Origin of the sequence: Capilliphycus salinus ALCB114379 (assembly GCF_047276495.1) — a bacterium.
Classification (GTDB): Bacteria; Cyanobacteriota; Cyanobacteriia; order Cyanobacteriales; family Microcoleaceae; genus Capilliphycus; species Capilliphycus salinus.
Map to the genome: position 1 here is coordinate 5,808,886 of NZ_CP178543.1, position 25,735 is coordinate 5,834,620.

A 25,735-nucleotide genomic window follows, 5' to 3' on the forward strand; every position below is an offset into this window, starting at 1 on the left:
CAGCTTAAATTTCCGCCCTCAAGTTTATTAAGTTTGCTCAGAATAAAGGGATTGATAACATTCATCAGACATCTCGAAATTTGCAGTCACATTCTGCACATCATCGAGATCATCTAACGCATCCATTAACTTCATTAGCGATCGCGCTTGATCGACATCATCAACTTCTATTGTATTATTGGGAATCCAACGCAATTCCGCCTGAACAATGTTAAACCCTTTCTCTTGCAAAACTCGATTGAGCGTTTCTAAATTCTGCGTTTCTGTAAACACCTCCGCCCCGTCCGTTTCATCGACTGGGGTCAACTCATAGGATTGGGCTTCTCCCTCGACAGAAGCTTCCAGGAGTTTTTCTTCGTCGATAGGGCCTAGCAGAGTCACAACCCCCTTTTGATCGAACATCCAACTGACACAGCCGGTTTCTCCCAAATTCCCGCCATTTTTGTTAAAAGCAGCCCGCAGATCGGCCGCCGTCCGATTGCGGTTGTCGGTGAGTCCTTCAATTAAAATCGCCACACCTCCGACCCCATAGCCTTCGTAGCGAATGGCCTCCAATTCCGAATCGGCTTCAAAGGTACCGGTTCCCTTGGCGATCGCCCGATCGATATTGTCGTTGGGAATTCCGGCGGCTTTCGCCTTCTCAATTGCGGTTCTCAGTTGAAAATTCGCCGCCGGATCGGGTCCGCCCGTGCGAGCCGCGACAATAATCTCCCGCGAGACTTTCGTAAAAACCTTACCTTTTACCGCATCAACTCGGGCTTTTTGACGTTTAATATTTGCCCACTTACTATGTCCAGCCATACCCTTAGACAAACACAGCGATCTACTATTTTAACACAAAAATATCTGAAAATCTACATTTTTCGGGGCAATCTTGACCCGTTTTAGCGACCCCCGCTTTTGGCAGAGGACGAACTCAGTCACTTTGAACCAGCAAAGAAGGAATTCTAACAATAAATTCCGTCCCGTGTTCCAAATCAGAAAAACACTCTAATTGACCCCGATGTTGCTCAACCACCAAATGATAAGCAATCGATAAACCCATGCTGGTTTCTTCGTGATTTTTCCCCTTAAATAAAGGTTGAAAAACCTGCTGACATTCATCCTTACTCATCCCCGGACTATTATCAGAAATCGAAACCGAAATCTGCTCATCTTCTAACCATTGAGTCCGCACTTTCAGCCGGGGAGTTTCCCTCATTTTCCCCTGCATTAAAGCCATTTCTATGCGTTCAATCCCAAAAGTAATTAAATTCATAAACACCTGATTCAACTGGCTAGCGTAGCATTGAATTCGGGGTAAATCCCCATAATCTTTCACCAGTTCAATACTCGAACGTCCCCCTTTAGCCTGCAAACGATTTTGTAAAATCATTAAAACGCTGTTCAGCCCTTCGTGGAGGTCAACGGTTTTAACTTGCGCCTCATTAACATGAGTAAATAACCGCAGCGATCGCACCACATCTCGAATTCGTTCGGCGCCGAACTTCATCGATTCCAACAATTGGGGTAAATCTTGCTTAATAAAGGCGAGATCCATATCTTCTAAAATGGCTTCAATTTCCGGTATGGGTTGGGGATAATGTTTTTGATAAAGTTCCAACAAACCCATCACTTCTTGTAAATAATTTTGAGCGTGAGAAAGATTGCCAAAAATAAAATTAACCGGATTATTAACCTCGTGGGCGACACCCGCCACCAACTGACTCAAAGATAACATCTTCTCGGTTTGTACCAGTTGAGCTTGAGTTCGTTGTAACTCGGCTAAAGCTTCCTCTAACTCAACTCGCCGGCGGGCTTCTCGTTCCTCACTTTGACGCAGCGCCGCTTCCATTTGTTGACGTTGGGTAATATCCAACCCCACAAACACCGCAGCTTTTCCCCGCTGATATTTCTGAGCAACAATCAAATACGTTCGGGGTAAACTTTGAACATTTGCCGTAATTTCTTGAGAATCAATCCACTTTTGGTTTTCAAAGAATTGATAAACAAACTGATTAAATTCCGGGCTAGTTTGTAAAAATCCAACTTCTCGACCAACAAATTCTTCGGCCGGAACATTATAAGCTTGAGCGAGATGTTTATTAACTCCTAAATACCGCAAATCAGAACCGATCCAAGATACCAATCCCGGCACCGCATTTAACACCGCTTCCAGTTGATCGCGAGAGGCCGTGATTGCCGAATGGGCCGCTTGATGGTTGCTAATATCGCGAACCAACCAACAAATGAGCGGTAAATCTAAGAGTTGGAGATTATTATTTTCTGTCTCCGATTGACCTCCTAAATAACTGGCGCTGACTTCAACCGGGAGAATTTTACCATTTTTTTTCTGATGACAGGATTGGAAACTTAAATGTCCTTTTTTCTGAACTTGATGATAATGTTCTTGCCAGACTACGGGCGAAAAGTCGGGAGCGATATCGTTAATTTTGAGTTGGAAAAGTTCCGCTTCGGAATACCCCAATAAACCAGAAGTTGCCGGATTTGCACAACAAACTTGACCCTCGGGGGTCAGGCAATAAATGGCATCACCCGCTTGGTGAATGGTTTGTTGAGCTTGTTGTTTTTCCCGTTCTAATTGTTTCTGAAGGCTGATGTCTTCAACCTGAACAATTAACCCGCCAATATTGCCGCCATCGGTGAGCCAAGATTGAACGTTAAATTTTACCCATCGAGTGGAATTATCCCTTAAGGGGATTGGGCATTCTAATTCCCAATGTTCGAGGGTTCCGGCCAGAGAATCTTGAACGTTTTTGTGCCAGATCTGCGGTAAATTGGGGAAAAATTCATCGTGAGAGCATCCGATTAAATTAATACCCTCTTGAGCAAAATCGGTTTGCCATTGCTTGGATAGGACAACATATCGCATCTGCCGATCTAGCATGGCGACGGCGGTAGGCATATATTCTATGAACTTACGATAATTGCTGTTTTGGGAGGGCGAGGGTTCAATCGAGGGATTGCGTACTGGCGAGGGATTGGCGGGTTTTGCCTTCTTTTTCGGGGTCATGGACTAAAGCCTCATGTCTGTATTTTCAGATCTTTCAAGTCAGAATTGGGTTTTGTCGAGGTATACATGATCGATTACAGGGGAGTTGAACGGGTTTTCGGAATGTTTAAAATCAGCAAAGCCCCCAAGTTGAGGGGTGTTACCCCTTATTGTAGAATTTAATACTTCGATTAGTCTATAGATATTTCGTAATTTGTTGAAATTTTTCATTAAAAAATTGGCATCAGACTGTAACAAACTGTATAAAAGCTTTACTTCACGGAGGGTCAATCGGGTAAAAAATATTACTAACCCACCCCGGAAACATTTTTTGATCCATTGCAACAGACAACCCGATCGCTTTCAGTTTAGGTTAGAGTACAAGGAAGATAGGCATCAAGGGGTTGAGTATCCGCGCCTTAAGCGATCGGTTTAGGGGGTTTTTAAGAGGATCTGGGTTTTCTCCCATCGAGAAGTGAATTTCTCTCAACTGATTGTTCAACTTAACAATTTGTATTCTATGGCAGTTTATCAAGTGCGGTTAGTGAATGAAGCTCGGGGTCTCGATCGAACGATCGCCGTACCCGATGATGAATATATCCTCGATATTGCAGAAGAACTCGGTCTTCGTTTACCTTCGGGATGTAAACAGGGAAACTGTTCGGTTTGTGTTGCCCTGCTGATAGAAGGAGAAGTCGATCAAAGTGAACAAAAGTTTTTAAGTTCGTCGGAAATTGAAGCCGGATATACCGTCACTTGTGTTGCTTCTCCCCTCTCTGATTGTACATTAAAAATCGATCAAGAGCAATTTTTATACCCATCTTATCGTTACAAAAATCTAAAAACGGACTGAAATCTATCTCAAATCGCTGAAAAGTAAAGATGGCTTAATCCGGATAACTAATTCAGAGAAAATCTGAAATTTGGGGTGATGCCTAAAGGACATATACTTGAGCAAAATAGTGACAGTTGGCCGGGTGAAAATGTTAAACTGAATACAAGAAGGTGATTGGTAATTTCGGGGACATCTTAAACATACACCTCAACAAAATAATTAGATTTGGAGACGGAGAAAAAAAATGGCATTAACACCGAACCCTGCGTTAGGTGCTGTGGTCGGAGATGATTCTGCGGAGTTGATAGCGCTGACACCAGGGCAACTTCCAGGCTTTGTTCTCGGTGCGATGGCTCTGGGAGGAAATGATACACTGATCGGAAGCTCCGATGGTGAATTGATCAATGGTAATCAAGGCGACGATCAACTCTCTGGGGGACCGGGAAGTGATACTCTCTTTGGCGGACAAGGAAACGATGTTCTCGACGGACAAGCGGACAACGATTTTCTCTACGGTAACTTGGGCGCCGATTTGTTGCGGGGGGGAAAAGGCGATGATAACCTGTTTGGCGGCCAAGACAATGATATCTTATTCGGAGATGACGGAAATGATCTTCTCGACGGTGGCTTAGGTATTGACGTGATCACCGGCGGCGGCGGCACCGATATCTTTGTATTGGCGCGTCGGGGAGCAGATGTAGATTTCTTCTCCGATTTTGAAGATGGTGTCGATTTAATTCAACTCCCGAGCGGAATCACATTTAACGACTTACAAATTCAAGGCCGAGGAACAAATGAAACTGTAATTACATTTGCAGGCCAAGAAGTTGCAGTTATTGATGATATTGTACCTTCTGCAATTACCATCGATGATTTTATCGCCGGAAATCCCAATAATGGCGGAAATAACGGCGGAATTGACGGCGGAATTGACGGCGGAACCGGCGGCGGAACTGGCGGCGGAATTGACGGCGGAACAGGCGGCGGCACCGATTCGAGCAACCGGGATGGCGGTGTAATTGTCCGACTCGACCAACAATTTATTTACGATCCAAAATCCGATTCAACCGTCCGAATTATGCCCTTTGGGGACTCCATTACTGAAGGTCAAGTTGACGACATTGCACCAGAAGCACAACGAGAAGGCTATCGTCTGGGGTTGTGGAATCGCCTAACCGATTTTGGCTTATCCGTCGATTTTGTTGGTAGCCAGTCGAACGGGAGTGAAAGTCTTCCCGATCAAGATCACGAAGGACACCCCGGATTTACCAGCAGACAGCTTGCTCGCGGTAGAGGCGACGAACCGGGTATTGATACCTGGATCACCGAGGCGAATCCCGAAGTAGTTCTGTTGATGGCAGGTACCAATAACTCTGATAAAGCTCCCGAGAACATGATAGAGGATTTGGATAGCCTGCTCGATAGAATTCTCAATAAAAACGAATTTAGCGGAGAATTGCTCGTTTCTACCATTCCTCCCATTCGTTCCGATGGTCGATTTCCCGAACGTATCCCCAATGTTGAAGCCTACAATGCTCAAATTCGGACGGTTGTTGATAACTACGTTCAGCAGGGGAAAAGCGTCACCTTTGTCGATATGTTCAGCAGTCCCAATGGCTTGACCGAAGAGGATATCACCCCTCCACCTGATGATCGCAACGGCGTTCACCCCACCGTTGAAGGTTACGACAAAATCGCTCAGTTTTGGTTTAATACACTTTTGGGACGATTGGGTAGCGTCGAACCTTTGAGCGATGTTAATAATGCCACCGGAACCGATTTTAACGATGTGTTGGTTGGTAATTCCAGCAGCAATAGTCTCGAAGGTGGTCGGGGTAATGATGTGGTCACTGGTGGGGGCGGTGCCGATTTATTTTCCTACGCGACACCCGATGTAGGAGTTGATATCATTTCTGATTTTGATGCCACTCAAGGCGATATTATTGGCATCTCAGCGGCGAATTTTGGCGGCGGTTTAGTCGGAGGAACTGCTTTGAGTATCAGCGCTTCTGCTACCGGGACTTTGATTGCCAGTGGCTCACCGACGCCGATTGGTACCAATCCTCACTTCCTCTACAATACGATATCAGGAGATTTGACCTTTGATGTAGACGGAACCGGATCTCAACCCGGTGTTCAACTGGCAAGACTCACAGGCGCACCTCAATTAAGCGTCGATCAGTTTTTAATCGCCTAATTCCACTTAAAATTATAACACAGTATCAATTAAAAACCCGGTAACTCATAAGAAACCGGGTTTTTGGGATTTGAGAAACCGGGTTTTTGCGACGGTACGCGATCGCATTATTTAATCTTTCGCGGTTGCCATCGTGTTACTTTTTAAAATACCATCTTCCATATAAACCGTGCGATCGGCAATATCCAAAATTCGGTTATCATGGGTAACAAGCAAAATTGTACAACCCTGTTCTTTTGCCAACTTTTGCATCAACGTCACCACATCCCGTCCCGATTTACTATCCAAAGCAGCCGTCGGTTCATCTGCTAAAACTAACTGGGGATGACTCACTAACGCCCTCGCAATGGCTACCCGTTGTTTTTGTCCGCCAGATAGATTATCGGGATAATGGTTTAAACGATTTCCTAATCCCACTTCTTCGAGAATATTAATCGCCATTTCCTTCATTTGTGCGACCGAATATTGGGGGTGAATTTCTAACCCCATCCGCACATTTTGTAAGGCGGTTAAACTCCCGTGTAAATTGTGCGCCTGAAAAATATAACCCGCACGGCGTCGAACTTGTACTAATTGTTCGGAACTCGCCCCACAAAGTTCTTGACCCAAAAATTTCAAATGACCAGACTGTACGGTTCTTAACCCGCCAATTAATGTTAATAGGGTTGTTTTTCCCGAACCACTCGGTCCGGTCATAATCACAATTTCACCCGCATTAATTTCTAGGTTGATATCAAATAAAGCCTGTTTTCGCTGTTCGCCGCGACCAAAGAAATGATTGAGATGTTGAATTTTAATTACAGGTGTAGAAGAAGATTCCATAATGATTAATCCTTATTTTAATTTTCTGGATTGATTGAAAAGCACATAGAAAGATCCCCCTAAATCCCCCTTAACAAGGGGGACTTAAAAACTCCTTTTTTCTTCTAATTCCCCCCTGAACAAGGACTTAAAAACCCCTTTTTTCTTCTAATTTTTCCCTGAACAAGGACTTAAAAACCCCTTTTTTCTTCTGATTCCCCCCTGAACAAGGACTTAAAAACTCCTTTTTTCTTCTGATTCCCCCCTGAACAAGGACTTAAAAACCCCTTTTTTCTTCTAATTTTTCCCTGAACAAGGACTTAAAAACCCCTTTTTTCTTCTGATTCCCCCCTGAACAAGGACTTAAAAACTCCTTTTTTCTTCTAATTTTTCCCTGAACAAGGACTTAAAAACTCCTTTTTTCTTCTGATTCCCCCCTGAACAAGGACTTAAAAACTCCTTTTTTCTTCTGATTCCCCCCTGAACAAGGACTTAAAAACTCCTTTTTTCTTCTGATTCCCCCCTTTTTAAGGGGGGCTAGGGGGGATAAAAACTGTTAAAATATTTCATTTTAAAACATATCAGCAGGATCGGCTGATTTTAATTTTTGGGTGGCAATACCTCCAGACATCATACACATAATTATCGTTAAAATTAACACGGTAATCGCCCGAACTTCGGTCATAAAAATTGGTAAAGAAGTTGCTTTTGCGGCGACATGATATAAACCAATCGGCAAAACAAAACCCGGAATAAACCCTAAAAATGCTAAAATAATCGCTTCTTCAAAGACAACGGCTAACAAATAACGGTGGCGATAACCCATCGCTTTAAAAGTAGCATATTCTTGAATATGAGCGCTGACATCTGTAGATAAAATCTGATAAACAATCACCACGCCGACAATAAAAGCCATCGCCGTTCCCAATGTAAAAATAAATCCAATCGGACTTTCTTCTTGCCAATATTTTTGTTCATCTTCGATAAATTCCGCCATAGTCATCACCTCTACATCCTCAGGAAGATGCGATCGCAAAGCCTCAGCAACAACAACAGAATCCGCTTCGGGTTCAACATGAATTAACCCCAAACTAATACTCCCCGCATCCCGACGGCGAAACAACATTAAAAAGTTTTGATCGCTCGTCATCAACACCCCATCGGTGCCAAAAGAAGCGCCCAAAGAAAACAATCCTTTAACGGTAATTTTCCGCCCTTCCGCTTCTGTAGAAACCCAATTCCCTTGACTCACTTCAGCAATAACTTGATCGTAATCTCCGCGAGACTGGCGATCAAACAACACCACATCGGGAATTTTAATTTCATCAAGCTGTTGATTCAATTCGGGAATATTAAACGCCTCATAATTTGGATCGAATCCAATCAATTGTAAGGGATTATCTTCCCGAGTTTGGGGATTTTTCCAGTTTATCGTTTGGGAATACAAAGCGTGTGCAGATTCCACACCCGGAACATCCATCGCCTGATACAATCTTCGCCGAGAAAAAGTAGACAAATTTTGTGTATTTTTGGCTTTCGGACTCACCAACACAATATCCGCATTCAGCGCCTTTCGCATTCGGGTATTGCTATCGTAAAGGGATTCTTGAAATCCCAGTTGCATAAACATCAAAACATCCGCAAAAGCAATCCCCGCAATAGCCACCAAAAGCCGACTTTTACTGTGGGTTAGCTGTAACCAACCCAACGACGTTCGCCGCTGTAATTGTTGCAGCAATTTCATTATAATTGAACCTCAACTTCGACTTGCAAATTGGTAAATTTCGCCGCAGTTTGACTGGAAGCTTCATCTAAACGAACGTGAACTTCCACAACTCTCGCGTCAATATTCTCACTCGGATCGGTATTAATCACCGTTTGCTGTTGAACTTTGCGATCGATTCTTTCGACCGTTCCTATTAAAATATCCGGTAAGGCTTCGCTGGTAATCTTTGCCGTTTGTCCGGGTTTAATCTTCTGAATATCGCTTTGATAAACTTCCGCGATCGCGTACATTTGTTGAGTGCGACCAATCTCTACAATACCCTGATTAGAAACAACTTCCCCCGCACGGGTATGAACATCCATCACCACGCCATTTTGCGGCGATCGCACGGTTGCCTGTGCTAAACTAACCTCAGCCTGTTTGACGCTGGCGATCGCTCGATTCACCTCAGCCTGAGCAACCTGCACATCCACCGGACGAACCTCCGCCAAACTCTCCAACTGCGATCGCGCTTGACTAATTTGTTGATTTCCGGTATTCTGAATACGACTGAGCGTAACTTCGGCTTCCGCTACCTGCTGACCAAACGTCCGGTTAATTCGATCTAAATTTGCCTCGGCTTCGGCGATTTGTTCATTGGCGGTGCGCTTAATTCGATCTAAATTGGCTTCGGCTTCAGCAATTTGCTGGCGAGTCGTTTCCACGCTCAACCGTTTCGTATCGAAGGAGGATTGAGAAATAGCCCCCTCCTGGTACAACTGTAGATGGCGCTGATATTCCGCCTCGGCGTTGTTGAGTTCAGCCCTCAGTCTGGCGATCGTCGCTTCGGTGGCGGCGCTCTCCCCCTCCTTCTGGGCTTGCAAGCGGCTAATGGTGGCTTGTTGGGCGATGCGTTCCCCTTCCCACTCGGCTCGAATGCGCTGGATAGTTGCCTGTTGAGCGGCTTCATCCCCCTGTAATTGCGCTTCAAGGCGGCTAATTTGCGCTTTTTGAGCCGCGAGGTCTCCGGATTTTGCGCCCGCTCTGACTTGTTCTAGACCCGCCTTAGCCACTTCTACGTCTTCCTTGGCCCGATCTAATTCGGCTTGCAGGCGATCGCGAGAGTCCAAAACGGCGATAATTTGTCCGGCTTCGACGCTATCCCCTTCCGTGACCAATAATTCCGCGATCCGGCTTTCCTGGGTCGATGTAGGGGCTTTAAGTTGAATCACCTCGCCATCGGGTTCCAAGCGCCCCAAAGCGGTTACGGTTTGAATTTTCGGGGCTACCGTTGTGGGAGACGATACCGCCGTTGTCTCGGAGGGCGCGCGCAACGGGAGATAAACCGCCACGCCGCCGACACTCAGCAGGGCAATACTCGCTATTGTTAGCCATTTTCGGGGAAAGGTTTCATTAAGTCTGGCTGCATCCTGCATGGGGGCAACTCCTTTGTTTGAAAAAACTTTACTGAACCGTTTAGTCTCATTACTAAACAGTTTAGTTAAAATGAAAGAGACTGTCAACCGGAAAAAAGTGATGAAATCCTCACATCCCAAAACACCCAAGCGAAAAGCATCTCCGAAGGCGGAAGCCATTCTGGGGGGTGCGATGCAAGAGTTTATGGCACATGGGTATGCTGCCGCAAGTATGGATCAAATTGCCGGGGCTGCTGGCGTATCCAAGCCAACGCTGTATAATTATTTTCAGGACAAAGAAAGCTTGTTCGTGGCGCTGATTGAAAAATTAGTCGAAGAAAGATTTCAAGACTTTTTTTCGCCCCAACAACTCCAGCAACCGATACCGCCAGGAAAAGGAAAAATTTTCTTGCGCCAGTTAGCAACGAGAATCATTGAAAATTCTGTAAATGATCCGCAATTTCTGGATTTTATGCGAATTATTTTCGGCGAGTCCGGGCGTTTTCCCGAACTAGCCCGAACGTTTGTAGGTACCGTGAAAGCAACTGCGTTTGAATCGATAACTCAATTATTTGCCAACTGTCGAGAACTGAAAGTTAAAGATCCCGAAGTCGCCGCTAGAATTTTTGTCGGAACAATCGTTCACTATATTCTAACCCAAAAATTGCTACACGGCGAAGACGTTTTGGAGATGGATCACGAGCGGCTCATCGAGGGTTTAATTGATTGTTTAACCGAAAATTGAACGAGAATTATAACCGCAGTTCACCGATCAATTTAAGCCAAAAATAAACGGGTTCAAGAAATGGGGTAAAAACCCATCTGGGAAAAGCGCATCAGAATTGATTTTAACGGGTTGTAATCGGCCGATAAAGGATATTCAAATGAACAAATCAAAACGTTATTACAAGACGCTGATACTGCTGCTAATTCCCTTCATTTGCATCTTACTTTATAGAGTCAGTTACCCCGGCGAACTCGCGGCGATCGAACCAACAGTATCGCCCCAATTAAATCCCATCTCACCCGTCGCCAAAACAACGGTTAACCCAAACTGGAACGCCGGCAAATTTACCAAATTTCAACACCTGACCACCGAAGACGGGCTATCGAGCGACTTAGTTTGGAACGCCGTCCAAGACAAACAAGGGTTCATGTGGTTTAGTACCTACGACGGACTGAACCGCTATGACGGTGATAGCATGAAAGTGTTTTACCACGATCCGGGCGATCCTCACAGCTTGAGTTCAAATGTTCTTCGGAACTTGTACGTCAGCCGGAGCGGGACCCTGTGGATCGGAACCATGTCCGACGGACTCAATCAATACGACCCCTCAACCGAGAGTTTTATCCGCTATCAGCACGACGCTAAAGACCCCCACAGCCTCGCCAGCAATAGCATCGGAGCGATCTACGAAGACCGGAACGGGACGCTGTGGGTGGGAACCAAAGGCGGTCTCAGCAAACTCGATCAAAAAACCGGGAAATTTACCCACTACCGCCACGATCCAACCAATCCCAAAAGCCTGATCGCCAATAACGTTTGGGCAATATATGAAGATCGCGCCGGTACGCTTTGGGTCGGGACTTCCGGCGGGTTAGAACGGTTCGATCGCGCCACAGGAGAGTTTACCCACTACCGACACGATCCGAACGCTCCTCAGACCCTCAGCAACAATCTCGTCTGGACAGTTTACGAAGACAGCCGGGGTATTCTGTGGGTCGGCACCGAAGAAGGTCTGAACACCCTAGACCGAAACACCGGGAAATTTACCCGCCACCTGTACGATCCAAATAACCCCCAAACCCTCAGCAGCAATACCGTTTTTTCGGTCGTTGAGGACCGCTACGGGTTTCTTTGGTTTTCCACCATCGGGGGACTGAGCCGCTTTGATCGCCAAACCAACCGCTTCACCCGCTACCAGCACAACTCCGCCGACCCCTACAGCCTCAACAGCGATGAAGTCTGGAACATTTACCAGGACCAAACCGGGATGCTGTGGATGTCTACGTTTCGGGGTGTGAATATTCTCGATCCCGACAGCAAGGCATTCAGACACTATCGGGCGATTCCCGGCGAACCGAACACCCTGCTGAGTAATACCGTCTCGACGGTTTACGAAGACCGAAAGGGGATGGTTTGGATCGGGACAATTGGCGGGTTGAGCCGGTGGGATCGCAAGACCGAAACCTTCACCCACTACAAATATGACCCCAAGAATCCCAACACCCCTCGACCTTCAGGCATCAAGGTGATTTATGAAGATCGAAACGGTACGGTGTGGATCGGGACTGCTGCCGACGGACTGAGCAAACTCGATCGCCAAACCAACACCTTTACCCACTACGTCAACGACTCCACCGATCCCAACAGCCTGGTCCACAACTTCGTTACCGATATCGACGAAGACCGCCAGGGGAACCTGTGGATATCGACCTGGGGCGGTTTGGATAAAATGGACCGCCAGACGGGAAAATTCACCCACTATCTGCACGACCCCGCCGATCCCAACACGCTGATCGACGATCAGGTAAACGTGTTCTACGAAGACCAACAGGGGAGGTTTTGGGTGGGTACGATGACGGGAATAGACCGCTTTGACCCGCAGACGGAGACCTTTACCCACTACCTCGACGCTTCAAACGACACCCGCATCAACGGGGGGAATAGGGTTCCCTCCGTTTATTCGATGTACGAGGATCGAAAGGGTCGGTTTTGGATCGGAACCACCAGAGGGTTGCAGAAATTTGACGACGAGCGCCGGGAATTTACCCGTTACAACCTCGAAAAGATTATCTTCAATATCTTAGAAGAAGATGTCTCCGCCGATGGAAAGGGGGGCAATTTGTGGCTGAGTCCCTCCAACGGGCTAATCCGATTTGACCCCGAAACGGAAACGTTTCACACCTACGATGTTAGCGATGGGCTGCAAAGCAATACTTTTTCTTTGAGAAACTCCAGCTACAAAAGTCGCACCGGTGAGTTGCTGTTTGGCGGCGTCAACGGGCTGACCGCTTTCTATCCGCAACAGATTAAAGATAATCCCCACATTCCCCCCGTTGCGATCACCGATTTTCAATTGAAAGGTAAACCCGTTCCCATCGGAGAAAATTCGGTTCTCAAACAGTCGATTCTCAAAACCAAACATTTAAAATTGTCCTACCGCGATCGCGTTTTTTCCTTTCAGTTTGCCGCCTTAAATTACCGGGCGCCTCAGGACAACCGGTACAAATACAAATTGGAAGGGTTTGAGAAAGAATGGACCGAAGTGGACGGCACCCGAAATTTTGCCACCTACACCAATTTGAATCCCGGTAACTACGTGTTTAAAGTGATCGGCTCGAACAATGACGGGATCTGGAACTCTCAAGGCGCCGCGATCGCCATTACTGTAATTCCCCCCTGGTGGGAAACGCTTTGGTTCAGGGGTTCTGCTGTCATTTTATCAACGGGGGCGATCGTTGGCGGCTATCGTTGGCGGGTTTATGCGATCGAACACCGGAACCGGGAATTGGAAAACCAAGTCACAAAACGCACTGCCCAATTACAAACATTAAACCAGCAATTAATCATTGCAAAAGAAAGAGCCGAAGTTGCAAATCATGCCAAAAGCGCTTTCCTTTCCAGCATGAGTCACGAACTGCGAACGCCCTTAAATGGCATTCTTGGATATGCTCAAATTCTCAAACGGGAACGGGGTTTAGATGCGGAGCAAAAAGAGGGTTTGAATGTTATTTATAACAGCGGATATCATTTGTTGACTTTGATTAATGATGTTCTCGATCTGGCAAAAATTGAAGCGGGTAAAACGGATTTTTATCCCCAGAATATCAATTTTATCGATTTTCTCAATAATGTGGCGGGGATTATCCGCATGGCGGCTCATCAAAAAGATATTCAGTTTTCTTTTGAAAAAGATGCCAATTTGCCGATTCGGGTAGAAGTCGATGACAAACGTTTGCGTCAAGTTTTGCTCAATTTGTTGGGGAATGCGGTGAAATTTACCGACAGGGGGAAGGTAACGTTAAGGGTTATAACTCTTGAATTTCCAACTAAAAACCAGAAGCAAAAAGCCAAATTTCGCTTTGAAATTAGCGATACCGGCGTTGGAATGACTCCCGAACAATTGACCCAAATTTTTAAGCCCTTTGAGCAGGTTGGAGATGTCAACAAACGGACGGAAGGGACGGGTTTGGGTTTGGCAATTAGCCGCCAGTTGGTGAACTTGATGGGCGGCGAAATTTGGGTCGAAAGTCAGCAGAATAAAGGCTCAACTTTTTGGTTCGATCTGATCTTGGCGATCGCAGAAGGTGAAACAATTGCCGCTTATTTGCAACCGGATACTCGGGAAATTGTCGGTTATAAAGGGAAACGCCGCCAAATTTTGATCGTCGATGACAAGTTAGAAAACCGCATGGTATTGCTCGATTTGCTTGACCCCCTCGGCTTTGAAATTACCGTCGCGAAAGATGGCAAGGAAGGCATCGAACAAGCAAAAACTGTTCATCCCGATTTAATCCTAACCGATTTGGTTATGCCCGTTATTAATGGCTTTCAAATGGTACAAATGATTCGCAAAACTCCGGAAATTGAAGATATACCAATTGTGGCTGTTTCTGCCAGTGTTTTTGATGAAGATAAACAGCAAAGTTTTAATATTGGCTGTCAAGGATTTTTATCCAAACCCATCGAAGCAGACGAATTGTTTGCCGCGATCGCTAATTGTTTACAGCTTGAATGGGTCTATCAGACGGTAGCTTCTCAACCGGAGATTTATGAGTCCGAGGTGATTTCAAATCAAGATCTTATTCCACCGCCTCAACAAGATTTAGAGGTACTTTACGAATTAACGATGTTTGGCGATCTCGACCAGGTAAAAGCCAAAATCGATGAAATCGAACAGACAAGTCCTCAATATAGTGTGTTTACTCGCCGGGTTAGAGAATATGCCCAGAAATTAGAAGATGAGCCGATTTTAGAGTTGTTAACTCAATATCTAGAACAGCAATAATAGCATAAAAACTTGGTTTCTAAAAGAAACCGGGTTTTTTGAGATAATTACTTCTGATCAATCATTTCTGATTATTATAGGATAAGAACAACGTTGGGGAGGAGGTTATGGAAGATGGTCACGATGATGGGGTGATCTTAGTTATTGATGACGATCAAACCAACATTAAGGTGATTATTGACACTTTAAAGCCCGCAGGATTGACCGTTATTTCTGCACGCAACGGCGAAATGGGAATCAAGCGGGCCTTGTTTGCTCTCCCCGATCTGATTTTACTTGATGTGATGATGCCCGGTATTGATGGCTTTGAAACCTGTCGCTGTTTAAAATCCGAACCCGCTACCCAAGCCATTCCCATCCTGTTTATGACGGCGTTAAACGATGAAGAAAGTAAGGTCAAGGGGTTTGATGTGGGGGGAGTTGATTATATTACTAAACCCTTTGGTGCCAGAGAAGTGGTCGCCCGGGTAAAAACTCATCTCAATTTAAAGCGAAAGCAAGATCTTTTAGAACGTTTGGTGGGTATTGATGGGCTAACTGAAATTCCAAACCGGCGCCAGTTTGATACCGTGTTTGACAAGGAATGGAGGCGGGCGCTACGCACTCAAACTCCCCTCGCATTAATTATGCTCGATATTGATTATTTTAAAAACTTTAATGATGGTTACGGACATACCGCAGGCGATGAATGTTTGAGAAAAGTTGCACAAACTTTGGCGGGTTCGGTTCAGCGTGCATCGGATTTTGTGGCTCGATATGGCGGAGAAGAATTTGCCGTGATTCTACCGGGAACACCTCTAGAGTCAGCCGTAAATATAGCTGAGAAAATTAAAGAAAATGTTGAGTCTTTGCATCTCTATCATGCTTTTTCTCAGGTTTCAAATTATGTTAGTTTGAGTTTGGGAGTCGCGGAACTTATTCCCAGTAATGAAATTTCTCCTCAAAATTTAATTGAAATGGCGGATCGAGCCTTGTATCGAGCCAAAGCCCAAGGACGAAATCAGGTCATTAGTTGGTGCGAACTTCAGTAAAAGCCTGTTTATATATTCGGTTTAAAATTTATCTGTTTTTTTATAAAAACTTATTCTAAAATAGGCTTTTTCGGATAGCGATCTCTAAGTTTTTTAATCGCTAGAGAACCCAATTTCTAGGCATCAATCATGGGGTTTTTGTAATTTAAAAAATAGCCCAAGAAAAAATAGCCCAACGATATTGTTGCAAATACTCACCCCAATTTTAAAAGCATAACCCCTCAATTGTTGAAAAGTTATGCTTTCAGTTCACTATTTTGTTTTTGGCTAATTTTGGGGATGCGGATGGCGAGACTCGAACTCGCAAGGCAAAGCCACACGCCCCTCAAACGTGCGCGTATACCAATTCCGCCACATCCGCTTGGGCTGCTCGAAACTTCCGTTAAACCGAACGTTTCACAGCGCATCTTCTATCATAGCACAAAATTTGAGAAGAGCAACAGGAAAAATCGAAGGCTTTGCAGGGGGAGCAGGGGGAGATGGGAGTTGGGAGTCGGGAGTCGCCGAAAAACTGTTAACTGACAACTCTAATAACTGGTGACTCTCTTACAAACTTTGCTACCGACTATTCCGCCGGGTCGCAAGGAACGCGCTGGTGACAGGTGTTGCAGTGCTGACTTGGCGGAATAGTCGCGAAGCAACGGACGTTCCCGGAGGGTAATGAGTGACTGTAAATTGCCTATTCCCTGACGAAATATCTTTCCCTGTTGACCAAAACAGTTTAGGATAAACAGATTATTGATCGAGCAGCACAGAAGATGCGCTTTTCTAAGATCCTAATTGCCAATCGGGGGGAAATTGCCCTACGCATCCTCCGCACCTGCGAGGAACTGGGTATAGCCACAGTTGCCGTCCACTCTACCATTGACCGCCACGCCCTACACGTTCAGTTGGCGGACGAAGCCGTTTGCATCGGCGAACCGAGCAGTGGTAAAAGTTATCTGAATATACCCAACATTATCTCAGCCGCCCTCACCCGCAACGCCACGGCCATACATCCGGGCTACGGCTTCCTCGCGGAAAATGCGCGATTTGCGGAAATCTGCGCCGATCACGACATTGCTTTCATTGGCCCGACGCCGGAAGCGATCCGTTCAATGGGCGACAAATCAACCGCCAAGGAAACCATGCAAAAAGTCGGAGTTCCCACAATACCGGGGAGTGATGGCCTGGTGACGAGCGAAAAAGAAGCGGCGAAAATAGCCTCAAAAATCGGCTATCCGGTCATTATTAAAGCAACAGCCGGCGGAGGAGGGCGGGGAATGCGTCTGGTGCGCGATCCGGCGGAACTACCGAAACTGTTTGCAGCCGCCCAAGGAGAAGCGGAAGCGGCTTTTGGGAATCCGGGGGTTTATTTAGAAAAATTCATCGAACTACCCCGTCACATTGAATTTCAGATTTTGGCCGATAGTTACGGAAATGTGATTCACTTGGGAGAACGGGACTGTTCGATCCAACGACGTCATCAAAAACTGCTTGAAGAAGCACCCAGTCCCGCTTTGAGTTCCCAACTGCGGGAAAAAATGGGATCGTCGGCGATCAAAGCGGCTCAGTCGATTAACTATACTGGAGCGGGAACGGTAGAATTTCTGCTCGATAAGACGGGGAATTTCTATTTTATGGAGATGAACACCCGCATCCAGGTAGAACACCCCGTTACCGAGATGATCACGGGGCTAGATTTAATCGCCGAACAAATTCGGGTGGCTCAGGGGGAAAAATTGCGCTTAACTCAAGAACAGGTACAACTGAGAGGTCATGCGATCGAATGTCGGATTAATGCCGAAGACCCCGATCACAATTTTCGCCCCGGTCCCGGACGAATTAGCGCCTATCTTCCCCCAGGGGGAAATGGGGTGCGAATTGATTCTCATGTCTACACCGACTATGAAATCCCGCCCTATTACGATTCTTTGATTGGGAAATTGATTGTTTGGGGTCCTGATCGCGAATGTGCGATCGCCCGCCTGAAACGGGCTTTACGGGAGTTTGCCATTACTGGAATTCCCACAACGATTGGTTTTCATCAAAAGATTTTGGAAACTCCAGAATTTCTCAAAGGTGAGGTTTACACCAATTTTGTTGAACAGTGGATGAAACGTCAATCGGAATAAAACGTTTACATGATCATTCGGAGTAAGCCCTGTTGACCGAGGAGAATTTCCCGCAACAGGCTGAAAATTCCCACCCAGATAATTGGGGTAATATCGACTCCGCCCAACGGGGGAACGATTTTTCGGGTGACGGCGAGAAACGGTTCGGTCGGCCAGACAATCACGTTAAAGGGGAAGCGACTGGCATCAACTTGGGGATACCAAGTTAGGACAATCCGAAAAATAAAGAAAAAGGTCATTATCCCCAGGAAAATGCCCAAAATCCAACTAACGGCGGTCAGGGTGGTCATATTCTGCTGAAAACTCGATCGTTCTACACTGCGACTATTGATCCTTATTTTAGCGGGTTGTGGGGAACTGAAAACTAAGGAGCCAACTCAATCGCTCAACGGTGTAACCTGTTGTTAAAATGATAAAATTAAAGCAATTTTTGTAAATTTAAGGATCGACTTACTATGACCCCTTCGTTAGCAAACTTCCTTTACAGCTTACTGGCAGGCGTTTTAATCGTTGTGGTTCCAGCCACCGTTGGTCTGTTGGTTCTCTCTCAGAAAGATAAGATCATCCGTTCTTAATCGGGTCGAGAGTGGTTTGCGGGGTAAGGAGTGGGGTTGAACTCAATTCCTTACCCGAACTCTCCATTAAAAAAATATTTCTGTGGATATATAAAACCTTAAGGGCTAGCTAAACAACAAAGCGAGCCTGTAGACTCGGACTAAACTAGAGAAGAGACAGAGAACTCGCACTTGATAGGACTGGCATAGGAGAATCAAAGTATGGTTAATTTAGGATTGAACTGGAGCAGTCTGCTGGGGATTATCCTGGCAGTTTCCGGTGCGGGATTGTATTTCCTCCGGTCATGGCGTCCCAAGCTAGCCCGCGATCACGATATTTTCTTTGCGGCGGTTGGCTTACTCTGTGGCGGGATTTTACTGTTTCAGGGATGGCGACTCGATCCGATTTTGGCTTTTGGTCAATTTCTGTTAACGGGAAGTGCAATCTTCTTCGCCGTCGAAAGTATTCGTCTGCGGGGTTTGGCAACCGCTAAGGCAAAAGAACGCTCATCGCCCATTGTAGACGAAGATCGCTATGTGAGTGATGTTTATCGAGTTGATGCGGAACTCGACGAACTCGAACCCACTGATGAATATCAACCGATGGCGCGTCAAATTAGAGGAAGCCGGGATAGCCGTTTAAGTCGCTCAGACCCCTATGAGGATGAAGCGCCCCGTCGTCGTCCGAACAGTCGCAGAAGCACCGCAGATCGACCCAGCAGCAGCGATCGCTCGACCCGTCGTCCTCGTCCCCGTCCGGAGAGTCGGACCCGTTCCTATTCCGATGAATGGGAAGCTTCTATCGATTCTACACCGGAAAGCCCCTCTCGCAGTCGAGGCAGTCGTCCGACATCACGAACAGAAAGTCCCTTAGATCGCGATGAAAACCGTTGGGATGATGTAAACCCGACTAGACCCTCGTCTAGACCGAGAAAAACTCGTCCTCCCGAAGATATTCGTTCGAGAAGCCGCATTGTCGATCGCCCGGAGACAGACACAAGTTCGACAGATTATGTGGACTATCGACCTGTGGATTATTCTGACGACGATTTTGAGAGTTCAAACCCCTAGTCGCTCAGAATTAAGGGTGAGAAAAGATTGCTGGCTGTATGGTTGGAAATCAACTAACGAGGAGGGGAACTGCTAATTTTGCTGGGGTTTCTCTCCTCTAACTCATTGAGTGGAAGTTCTCGGAGATCGATTTAATGAAACGGCTTCAAATGATCGCGAAGTTTGCCATTAGTGTCATCCTGGGATTGATGTTGGTCTTACCCGGAGAAATTGCGATCGCCCTCAATAGTTCAGCCAACGATCAGCAACCCGCATTGAGCGGGAACGGTCAGTATTTGGCTTACGTCTCTAACCGCAACGGCCACCGTCAGATCGTCCTGTACGATTTACAACGACAGGAATTGGTGGACTTACCGGGGTTAAATCACGGGGATGCGATCGCCGAAAATCCGAGTCTGAGCAATACGGGGCGTTATCTGGTGTATATGGCGAGCGATTCGGGCCGTCCCGAAATCGAACTGTACGATCGCAAAACCAGTCACGTCCAGATTGTATCTGGTGGCTATCGGGGTTGGATACGCCATCCGCGAATTAGCCCGGATGGTCGCTATATTATCTTTGAAACCGGGCGTCGGGGTCAATGGGATTTAGAAGTCTTAGATAGAGGGTCTCACATCGAACTTGATCGAGTGGATCGAGTCGAAAATAAAGATAAAACTCAAGAATAGTTTTCTGTCAAAAAACTTGTCGCGAAACTGACGAATTTTAATTAAACTGACTTTAAGAGCAAGCCAAGTCTGTGAAACGTTGTCTGAACTTTATTATTATTCTATTCATAGCCGGATTTTTGCTAACAAGCTGTGTTGGCTCTCCTCGCATCATTCAATATCCAGTCGAGGGGAGCGAAACGAGCCTCAATAGTCCCGCCGCCGAGTTTGACCCCCAAATCAGCGATCGCTATATTGTGTTCGCCTCAGATCGACGGGGAAGACAAGATATTTACTTGTACGATAGACAACAAAAAAGCTTGGTCGATTTACCCGGATTAAATAGCTTAAATCTGATCGCCGAAGCCCCGATAATTTCCGCCAATGGTCAATACATTGCTTTTCTCGGAATTCGCGGAAAACAGTCCGACATCTACCTCTACAACCGGGAAACTCGCCAACTGCGGAATTTAACTCAAAACCTACAAGCGGAAGTGCGAAATCCGACCATGAGCGGAGAAGGGGGAATCGTCGCCTTTGAATCGAGCGTAAACGGTCAGTGGGATATCCTTGTTTATAATCGATACGGACAACCCCTGAATTTACCATTAGTTCCTCGCTAAACTCCCAGAGAACAATTCCTGATGGGTGAGCCAATCTGAGTGGATTTATAATTAATGTATTTAGACGACTGAGACTCATGTACTCAATCACCCAGAAGCTAACATTTAAGCAGGGAATTCAGTTAACAAACTGATTGAGCTTCTGATTGTCCAATCGGAAAGCGGTAGACCCGCCCCGTTTTCCAACCCACCTTGTAAGTTAATATTGGTGGTCAATTCAGCGGGATCGAAAAATGAATCTGAAATTTTTGAGTTTAGCAACATCTGGACTCTTAGCCCTGGGAACGACAGTTAACGTTAATGGGGCTGATGCGAGTTCTTCTAAAACCCTTTTACCAGACTTAGCCCCAACCGCCGAGCAACCCCATTTGAAGTTCAATCGTGCGATCAATCCATCTAACCGGCTGTTGTTGGCTCAAGACGACGGGGAAGAAACGAACATTCGGGTTTACGAACAAGCAAGTCCGGCAGTCGTTTCCATCGATACGGAAAAAGCCAACGGTAGCGGTACAATTATCTCACCCGACGGCATGGTTTTAACCAATGCTCACGTCGTTTCCCAAGGGGGAGATGTCAAGGTGACGTTAGCCGATGGTCAAGAAATGACCGCCGATGTGATCGCCTTTGGAGAAGATGGGCTAGATTTAGCGGTTCTAAAAATTCGCAACGCTCGGAATTTACCGACCATTCCCATTGCCAAACCGGGTTCGGTCAGGGTCGGTCAGCGGGCTTTTGCGATTGGGAATCCTTTTGGTCAATTTCAAGGAACCTTTACCATCGGAATTGTCAGTCGCATCGACGGACAGCGAAATCTCATTCAAACCGATGCGGCGATCAACCCCGGAAATTCGGGAGGACCCTTACTCAATAGCAAAGGCGAATTAATTGGGGTGAATACGGCAATTTTTACGCGGGGTCGCAGCGGGGGCAATATCGGCATTGGTTTCGCGATTTCTGTCGATAAAGTGCCGCCCTTTTTGCAGGCGGTCCAAGAAGGACGGGCGCCGCGAGTTGCCCAATCTCAAAGACCTTTGGCTTTTGCGGGCGAACCTTCGGAAAAATTGATTCTCAACGGCCCGGAAATTACCGGTCGCCTCGATGAAAATGACAGTATTTTACCGATTGATAATAGTTTTTATGATATGTATTCTTTTGAGGGAAAAGCGGGTCAGCAAATTGCTATAGAAATGACCAGTCAGGACTTAGATCCTTACTTAATTTTGTTAAATTCTGATGGCAGTGAACTCGCTCAAGATGATGATAGCGGTGGCGATAAAAATGCCAAAATTACGATCACCCTCCCGGCCGATGGCGAATATACGTTTTTAGCCAATTCCTATGAGGCGGGAGAATCGGGCGACTATCGATTAAGACTTCGCGTTGCTAACGATCGCCTCACTCCGACCGAACGTTCTAATCGTTTGATTTTACAAGAACGAGGCATTTTAGATAACACCAGCGCCGTTCTTCCTTCTGATGGGAGTCGCTATGAGGAGTATAGCTTTGATGGGGTAGCGGGTCAGGCTGTTACAATTCGACTCGAAAGTTCCGATTTCGATCCCTATGTGGCTCTGTTTAGTCCGAATGGTCAGCTTGTGGGAGAAAATGACGATGCCAATTCGTCTGAGAAAAATGCCGCCCTCGCTGTAACTTTACCGATGACAGGCCGCTATCGAGTCGTCGTCAACGCCTATGATAGTACAGGTCAAGGTAACTATCTGCTAACCGTTCGATAAATATCTACCAGTCGAGATCGATTCGGGCGCTCCGATGGGAGTGTACATCTAAACTTGTCAATTGAGTTGATCTGACTTTCTATTTTGTGTCCCACTGAGGTTATTTATGCGTCAAATTCAATTTTGGGCTGTGATTGCTAGCCTACTGACCGTTTTTCCGGCTCATGCTGTTAATCGTTCCTCATCAACCAACGGGAATTCACAGGGGAGCAACCCCATTCAGTTGGATCGGTTGCAGGCTCAGGAAACCCCCTCAGAAATCGAACCTTCTCCCGAAACCGAACCCTCCTCAGAAGGTGAAATGAGTCCGACGATGCCAGAAGAAACGCCGGCTCCGGCTGAATCTCCGGCTGAATCTCCGGCTGAATCTCCGGCTGAATCTCCGGCTCCCGAAGTGACTCCGGCTCCTAACCCGGAAGCGGCTCCCGAGTCTCCTGAGACGAATGTAGAGTCATCTGATTTAATTTTAGATGAGCAGGGCGAACTCAGCGAAGGTGACTCGGTGTTAGCTTCTGATGGCAGTTTGTATGATGAATACACCTTTGATGGAACCCAAGGACAGGAAGTAACAATTTCGCTCGATAGTAGTGAATTTGATACTTATTTGGCGATTTTTACCCCCGATAATAAGTTGCTCGAAGAACATGATGATATCAATCAGAGTAACTCAAATTCTCAAATTACCGTCACTTTACCCAGTGATGGCGTTTATCGGGTGATTGTGAATTCCTACGATGACAAAGGACGGGGCAAATACAACCTGAAAATTAAGTAAAAAACGGGGAATGAGGACGGGAAAATTGAGTCGTAATTATCAATCAATTGCCTCATTCCTGTCAATTTCCCTAAGTTTTAACGCAAACCGAGCCAGGTGAATAAATCTTGGCCCGTGAAGAATTCCAACGCCAAAAGGATGACAAAACCAATCATCGCAAAACGGCCATTAATCTGCTCGGCATAGCGAGTCCAACCAAAAGCGGGTTCGGAGTAGGTGGAGTTGGGAGGGGAATTGGATTCATCTGTATCTGTAGATGAAGGCGTAGAAGAACTCATTTTTGTTGCTCCAGACGTTGAACAGATTCGATTAGCGATCGCACGGTTTTTGTACCTTCAGAAGGTTCAAAGTTCAAGGGAAACTTACCTCGACTTATCATTCTAAACCCTAACGGTCCCAGACCGAGCAATGCTTTGACATCACGGAGATAGTTTCCTATTACTAAAATACCAAATTTGCGTTCATCGACCCATCCGCCTTGTTTAACCAAATCAACTAACACTTTCCGGTGACGAATGGGGGTGCTATCCCCGGCATTTTTGCGTTCGAGTATTTCGTGTTTAATTTTGGTAATCTGATCCAGCGGGGCGACTTCCATCGGACAGACGGTGTTACAGTTGAAGCAGCGAGTACAACCCCAAACCCCTTCGGTTCCTTTATTGTAGAGTTCTATCCGGTCTTCGGTGCGCGCGTCGCGGTTGTCGGCGACCATCCGTTGGGCTTTGGCGAGGGCGTGGGGGCCTGCAAATTCGGGATTGACTTCTAGGGCATTACATTCGGAATAACAAGCCCCACAGAGAATGCAATTTCCCATTTGATTTAGTTTAGCTCGTTCTGCGGGAGTTTGCAAAAATTCTCGTTCGGGGATGGCTCGGCTTTCGGTACTAACGTAGGGTTCAACTTTTTCTAAATTATCCCAAAACCCTTTCATATCGACGACTAAATCTTTAATGACGGGCATATTTCCCATCGGTGCTATTGTAATTTCAGGAAGCCCGTTTGAAGCGGGGGGAACGGAACTGGAAGCGGCTATTTTTTCTAAACGAGCCAATTCGCTGCCGATATTTTCTTTGCAGGCTAAAGCGGAACGGCCATTAATTCGCATTCCGCAACTTCCACAGATGGTATTGCGGCAATTTTTCCGAAAGGCTAAGGTACCGTCTTGTTCCCATTTTATCCGATTTAGACATTCAAGAATGGTATTTCCGGGTTCGACATCCAGCTTGTAGGTTTGGATGCGGGGGCTGCTGTCTTGAGTTTGGCGAATAATGTTAAATTGAACTTGCATCTTTTTTGAGTGAGGCTTTATTTCTTAGTATAAGGACTGTTTGAACGATTGGCTATAATTTTAGTGAAGATCATCCTAAAAACTAAAGGTTTTCTTTATAAAATCCGGGTTAATTACTCGAGAACTTGTAGTTTTTGAATTTGTTGTTCGGGGATTCCCCAACTTTTTAAAATGGTATAAGCTAAAATTTGATGTCCGGCGAGATTCGGATGAACTCCATCCCGAGTGAGGATATTTTGCGATTGTCCGCCATAGCGTTGATAGGTTAAAATCACATCTCGAAAGGGTAGATTGAGGTCAAGAAACCGACATTGATTTTGAGTCGCAACCGCCCGCATGACGGCGATGTATTCCCGCAAACGGATATTTTCTCGACTGTTTAAATCTTCGCTAATTATCGTGGGAGAGAGGAGCAAAACGTCTATATTTCGAGCTTTTGCCGCTTTTACCATTGCGGTTAAATTTTGGCGGTAGCGGTCTATATTGGCGGTATTTTCTGACTCGTTTGGGGCGGTTTTAAAGCTTTGAATAATATCGTTAACGCCGACGTTGATTGTCACCAAATCGGGCTTTTTATCCAAGACATCTTGTTGAAATCGTTGTTGTAAATCAACGGAGGTTTGACCCGATATTCCCGCTTGAATCAGTTCTATTTTGGATTGAGGAAAAAGTGTATTAAGATAACGCTGCATCAACCAAACATAACCGCCATAATTCCCCCCCGCTTGGGTAATACTATCCCCCAATAAGATAATTTTTTGTTTTCCTTGTAGGGGGGTTAACTGTTGGGTTGGGGGGGCGAGTTCAACCGCAACGGGAGTGGAGGGGAAACTAACAATTATTCCCACCGTTAGCAAGGCGGAAACGGCTCGAAGGCAAAGAAAAGGCGGGAATTTTTGGGCTTCAATTTGGGAAATTATACCAGATTTTGGATTCATA

At 46.0% G+C, this 25,735-nt stretch carries 22 protein-coding genes and 1 tRNA gene; 13 read left to right on the forward strand and 10 right to left on the reverse strand.

Going from position 1 to position 25,735, the window contains the following annotated elements; all coding sequences use genetic code 11:
• Positions 1-27: 27 nt before the first annotated feature.
• Both ACL6C3_RS23565 and ACL6C3_RS23570 read right to left on the reverse strand, forming a co-directional pair.
• Positions 28-801 carry a YebC/PmpR family DNA-binding transcriptional regulator gene (locus ACL6C3_RS23565; RefSeq protein WP_413161604.1) on the reverse strand — a complete coding sequence of 258 codons (774 nt, stop codon included), beginning with the start codon at positions 799-801 and terminating at the stop codon, positions 28-30.
• A 115-nt stretch (positions 802-916) separates the two neighbouring features.
• Positions 917-3,013, reverse strand: coding sequence for a PAS domain S-box protein (locus ACL6C3_RS23570; protein ID WP_413161605.1), 2,097 nt, complete (start codon positions 3,011-3,013; stop codon positions 917-919).
• Positions 3,014-3,512: 499 nt separating this feature from the next.
• Between ACL6C3_RS23570 and ACL6C3_RS23575 the strand changes: the two genes are divergently transcribed.
• Positions 3,513-3,845 (forward strand): 2Fe-2S iron-sulfur cluster-binding protein, encoded by a 333-nt coding sequence (locus ACL6C3_RS23575; protein WP_413161606.1) that lies wholly within the window; start codon positions 3,513-3,515, stop codon positions 3,843-3,845.
• A gap of 226 nt (positions 3,846-4,071) precedes the next feature.
• Positions 4,072-6,024 (forward strand): GDSL-type esterase/lipase family protein, encoded by a 1,953-nt coding sequence (locus ACL6C3_RS23580; RefSeq protein WP_413161607.1) that lies wholly within the window; start codon positions 4,072-4,074, stop codon positions 6,022-6,024.
• 111 nt (positions 6,025-6,135) lie between these two features.
• On the opposite strand, the gene ACL6C3_RS23585 is transcribed toward ACL6C3_RS23580, so the two are convergent.
• The 3 genes from ACL6C3_RS23585 to ACL6C3_RS23595 form a co-directional block, all read right to left on the reverse strand.
• Positions 6,136-6,846 carry a DevA family ABC transporter ATP-binding protein gene (locus ACL6C3_RS23585; protein ID WP_413161609.1) on the reverse strand — a complete coding sequence of 237 codons (711 nt, stop codon included), beginning with the start codon at positions 6,844-6,846 and terminating at the stop codon, positions 6,136-6,138.
• 550 nt (positions 6,847-7,396) lie between these two features.
• On the reverse strand, positions 7,397-8,569 hold the full coding sequence (devC, locus tag ACL6C3_RS23590; protein ID WP_413161610.1) for an ABC transporter permease DevC: 1,173 nt from the start codon (positions 8,567-8,569) through the stop codon (positions 7,397-7,399).
• The gene (locus tag ACL6C3_RS23595; RefSeq protein ID WP_413161613.1) at positions 8,569-9,966 is read right to left on the reverse strand and encodes an efflux RND transporter periplasmic adaptor subunit; all 1,398 of its coding nucleotides are present in this window, start codon (positions 9,964-9,966) and stop codon (positions 8,569-8,571) included. Before ACL6C3_RS23595 ends, devC begins: the two co-directional genes overlap by 1 nt.
• Positions 9,967-10,066: 100 nt before the next feature.
• Between ACL6C3_RS23595 and ACL6C3_RS23600 the strand changes: the two genes are divergently transcribed.
• The 3 genes from ACL6C3_RS23600 (at position 10,067) to ACL6C3_RS23610 (ending at position 15,988) form a co-directional block, all read left to right on the forward strand.
• Positions 10,067-10,690, forward strand: a complete 624-nt coding sequence (locus ACL6C3_RS23600; protein WP_413161615.1) for a TetR/AcrR family transcriptional regulator — start codon at positions 10,067-10,069, stop codon at positions 10,688-10,690.
• A 139-nt stretch (positions 10,691-10,829) separates the two neighbouring features.
• On the forward strand, positions 10,830-14,957 hold the full coding sequence (locus ACL6C3_RS23605) for a two-component regulator propeller domain-containing protein (RefSeq protein WP_413161616.1): 4,128 nt from the start codon (positions 10,830-10,832) through the stop codon (positions 14,955-14,957).
• A 107-nt stretch (positions 14,958-15,064) separates the two neighbouring features.
• Positions 15,065-15,988: a diguanylate cyclase gene (locus ACL6C3_RS23610; RefSeq protein ID WP_413161617.1), complete on the forward strand. Its 924-nt coding sequence runs from the start codon at positions 15,065-15,067 to the stop codon at positions 15,986-15,988.
• A gap of 280 nt (positions 15,989-16,268) precedes the next feature.
• On the opposite strand, the gene ACL6C3_RS23615 is transcribed toward ACL6C3_RS23610, so the two are convergent.
• Positions 16,269-16,349, reverse strand: a tRNA-Leu gene (locus ACL6C3_RS23615).
• Between ACL6C3_RS23615 and ACL6C3_RS23620 the strand changes: the two genes are divergently transcribed.
• Positions 16,320-16,529, forward strand: coding sequence for a hypothetical protein (locus tag ACL6C3_RS23620; protein ID WP_413161619.1), 210 nt, complete (start codon positions 16,320-16,322; stop codon positions 16,527-16,529). The genes ACL6C3_RS23615 and ACL6C3_RS23620 overlap by 30 nt on opposite strands.
• A 217-nt stretch (positions 16,530-16,746) precedes the next feature.
• Positions 16,747-18,102, forward strand: a complete 1,356-nt coding sequence (gene accC / locus ACL6C3_RS23625; RefSeq protein WP_413161622.1) for an acetyl-CoA carboxylase biotin carboxylase subunit — start codon at positions 16,747-16,749, stop codon at positions 18,100-18,102.
• A 5-nt stretch (positions 18,103-18,107) separates the two neighbouring features.
• On the opposite strand, the gene ACL6C3_RS23630 is transcribed toward accC, so the two are convergent.
• Complete coding sequence (locus ACL6C3_RS23630; RefSeq protein ID WP_413161625.1) at positions 18,108-18,392, reverse strand: YggT family protein; 285 nt, start codon at positions 18,390-18,392, stop codon at positions 18,108-18,110.
• A gap of 165 nt (positions 18,393-18,557) precedes the next feature.
• Here ACL6C3_RS23630 and psbX point away from each other — a divergent pair, with 165 nt between their 5' ends.
• From psbX to ACL6C3_RS23660, 6 genes are all read left to right on the forward strand, one after another.
• Entirely contained in the window at positions 18,558-18,677 is a 120-nt protein-coding gene (gene psbX / locus ACL6C3_RS23635) for a photosystem II reaction center protein PsbX (protein WP_413161627.1), read from the forward strand.
• A 201-nt stretch (positions 18,678-18,878) separates the two neighbouring features.
• Complete coding sequence (locus ACL6C3_RS23640; RefSeq protein ID WP_413161630.1) at positions 18,879-19,727, forward strand: Ycf66 family protein; 849 nt, start codon at positions 18,879-18,881, stop codon at positions 19,725-19,727.
• A 134-nt stretch (positions 19,728-19,861) separates the two neighbouring features.
• Positions 19,862-20,395, forward strand: a complete 534-nt coding sequence (locus ACL6C3_RS23645) for a TolB family protein (protein ID WP_413161633.1) — start codon at positions 19,862-19,864, stop codon at positions 20,393-20,395.
• Between the two features lie 71 nt (positions 20,396-20,466).
• Complete coding sequence (locus ACL6C3_RS23650; RefSeq protein ID WP_413161636.1) at positions 20,467-20,997, forward strand: TolB family protein; 531 nt, start codon at positions 20,467-20,469, stop codon at positions 20,995-20,997.
• 233 nt (positions 20,998-21,230) lie between these two features.
• Positions 21,231-22,733: a DVUA0089 family protein gene (locus tag ACL6C3_RS23655; protein WP_413161639.1), complete on the forward strand. Its 1,503-nt coding sequence runs from the start codon at positions 21,231-21,233 to the stop codon at positions 22,731-22,733.
• 106 nt (positions 22,734-22,839) lie between these two features.
• A complete protein-coding gene (locus ACL6C3_RS23660; protein ID WP_413161641.1) occupies positions 22,840-23,508 on the forward strand; it encodes a pre-peptidase C-terminal domain-containing protein in 669 nt (222 codons plus the stop codon).
• 77 nt (positions 23,509-23,585) lie between these two features.
• On the opposite strand, the gene ACL6C3_RS23665 is transcribed toward ACL6C3_RS23660, so the two are convergent.
• The 3 genes from ACL6C3_RS23665 to ACL6C3_RS23675 form a co-directional block, all read right to left on the reverse strand.
• Positions 23,586-23,786: a chlorophyll a/b-binding protein gene (locus tag ACL6C3_RS23665; RefSeq protein ID WP_413161644.1), complete on the reverse strand. Its 201-nt coding sequence runs from the start codon at positions 23,784-23,786 to the stop codon at positions 23,586-23,588.
• Positions 23,783-24,796 (reverse strand): succinate dehydrogenase/fumarate reductase iron-sulfur subunit, encoded by a 1,014-nt coding sequence (locus ACL6C3_RS23670; protein WP_413161647.1) that lies wholly within the window; start codon positions 24,794-24,796, stop codon positions 23,783-23,785. The genes ACL6C3_RS23665 and ACL6C3_RS23670 overlap by 4 nt, the downstream gene beginning before the upstream one ends.
• 113 nt (positions 24,797-24,909) lie before the next feature.
• Positions 24,910-25,734 (reverse strand): SGNH/GDSL hydrolase family protein, encoded by an 825-nt coding sequence (locus tag ACL6C3_RS23675; protein WP_413161649.1) that lies wholly within the window; start codon positions 25,732-25,734, stop codon positions 24,910-24,912.
• Position 25,735 lies beyond the last annotated feature (1 nt).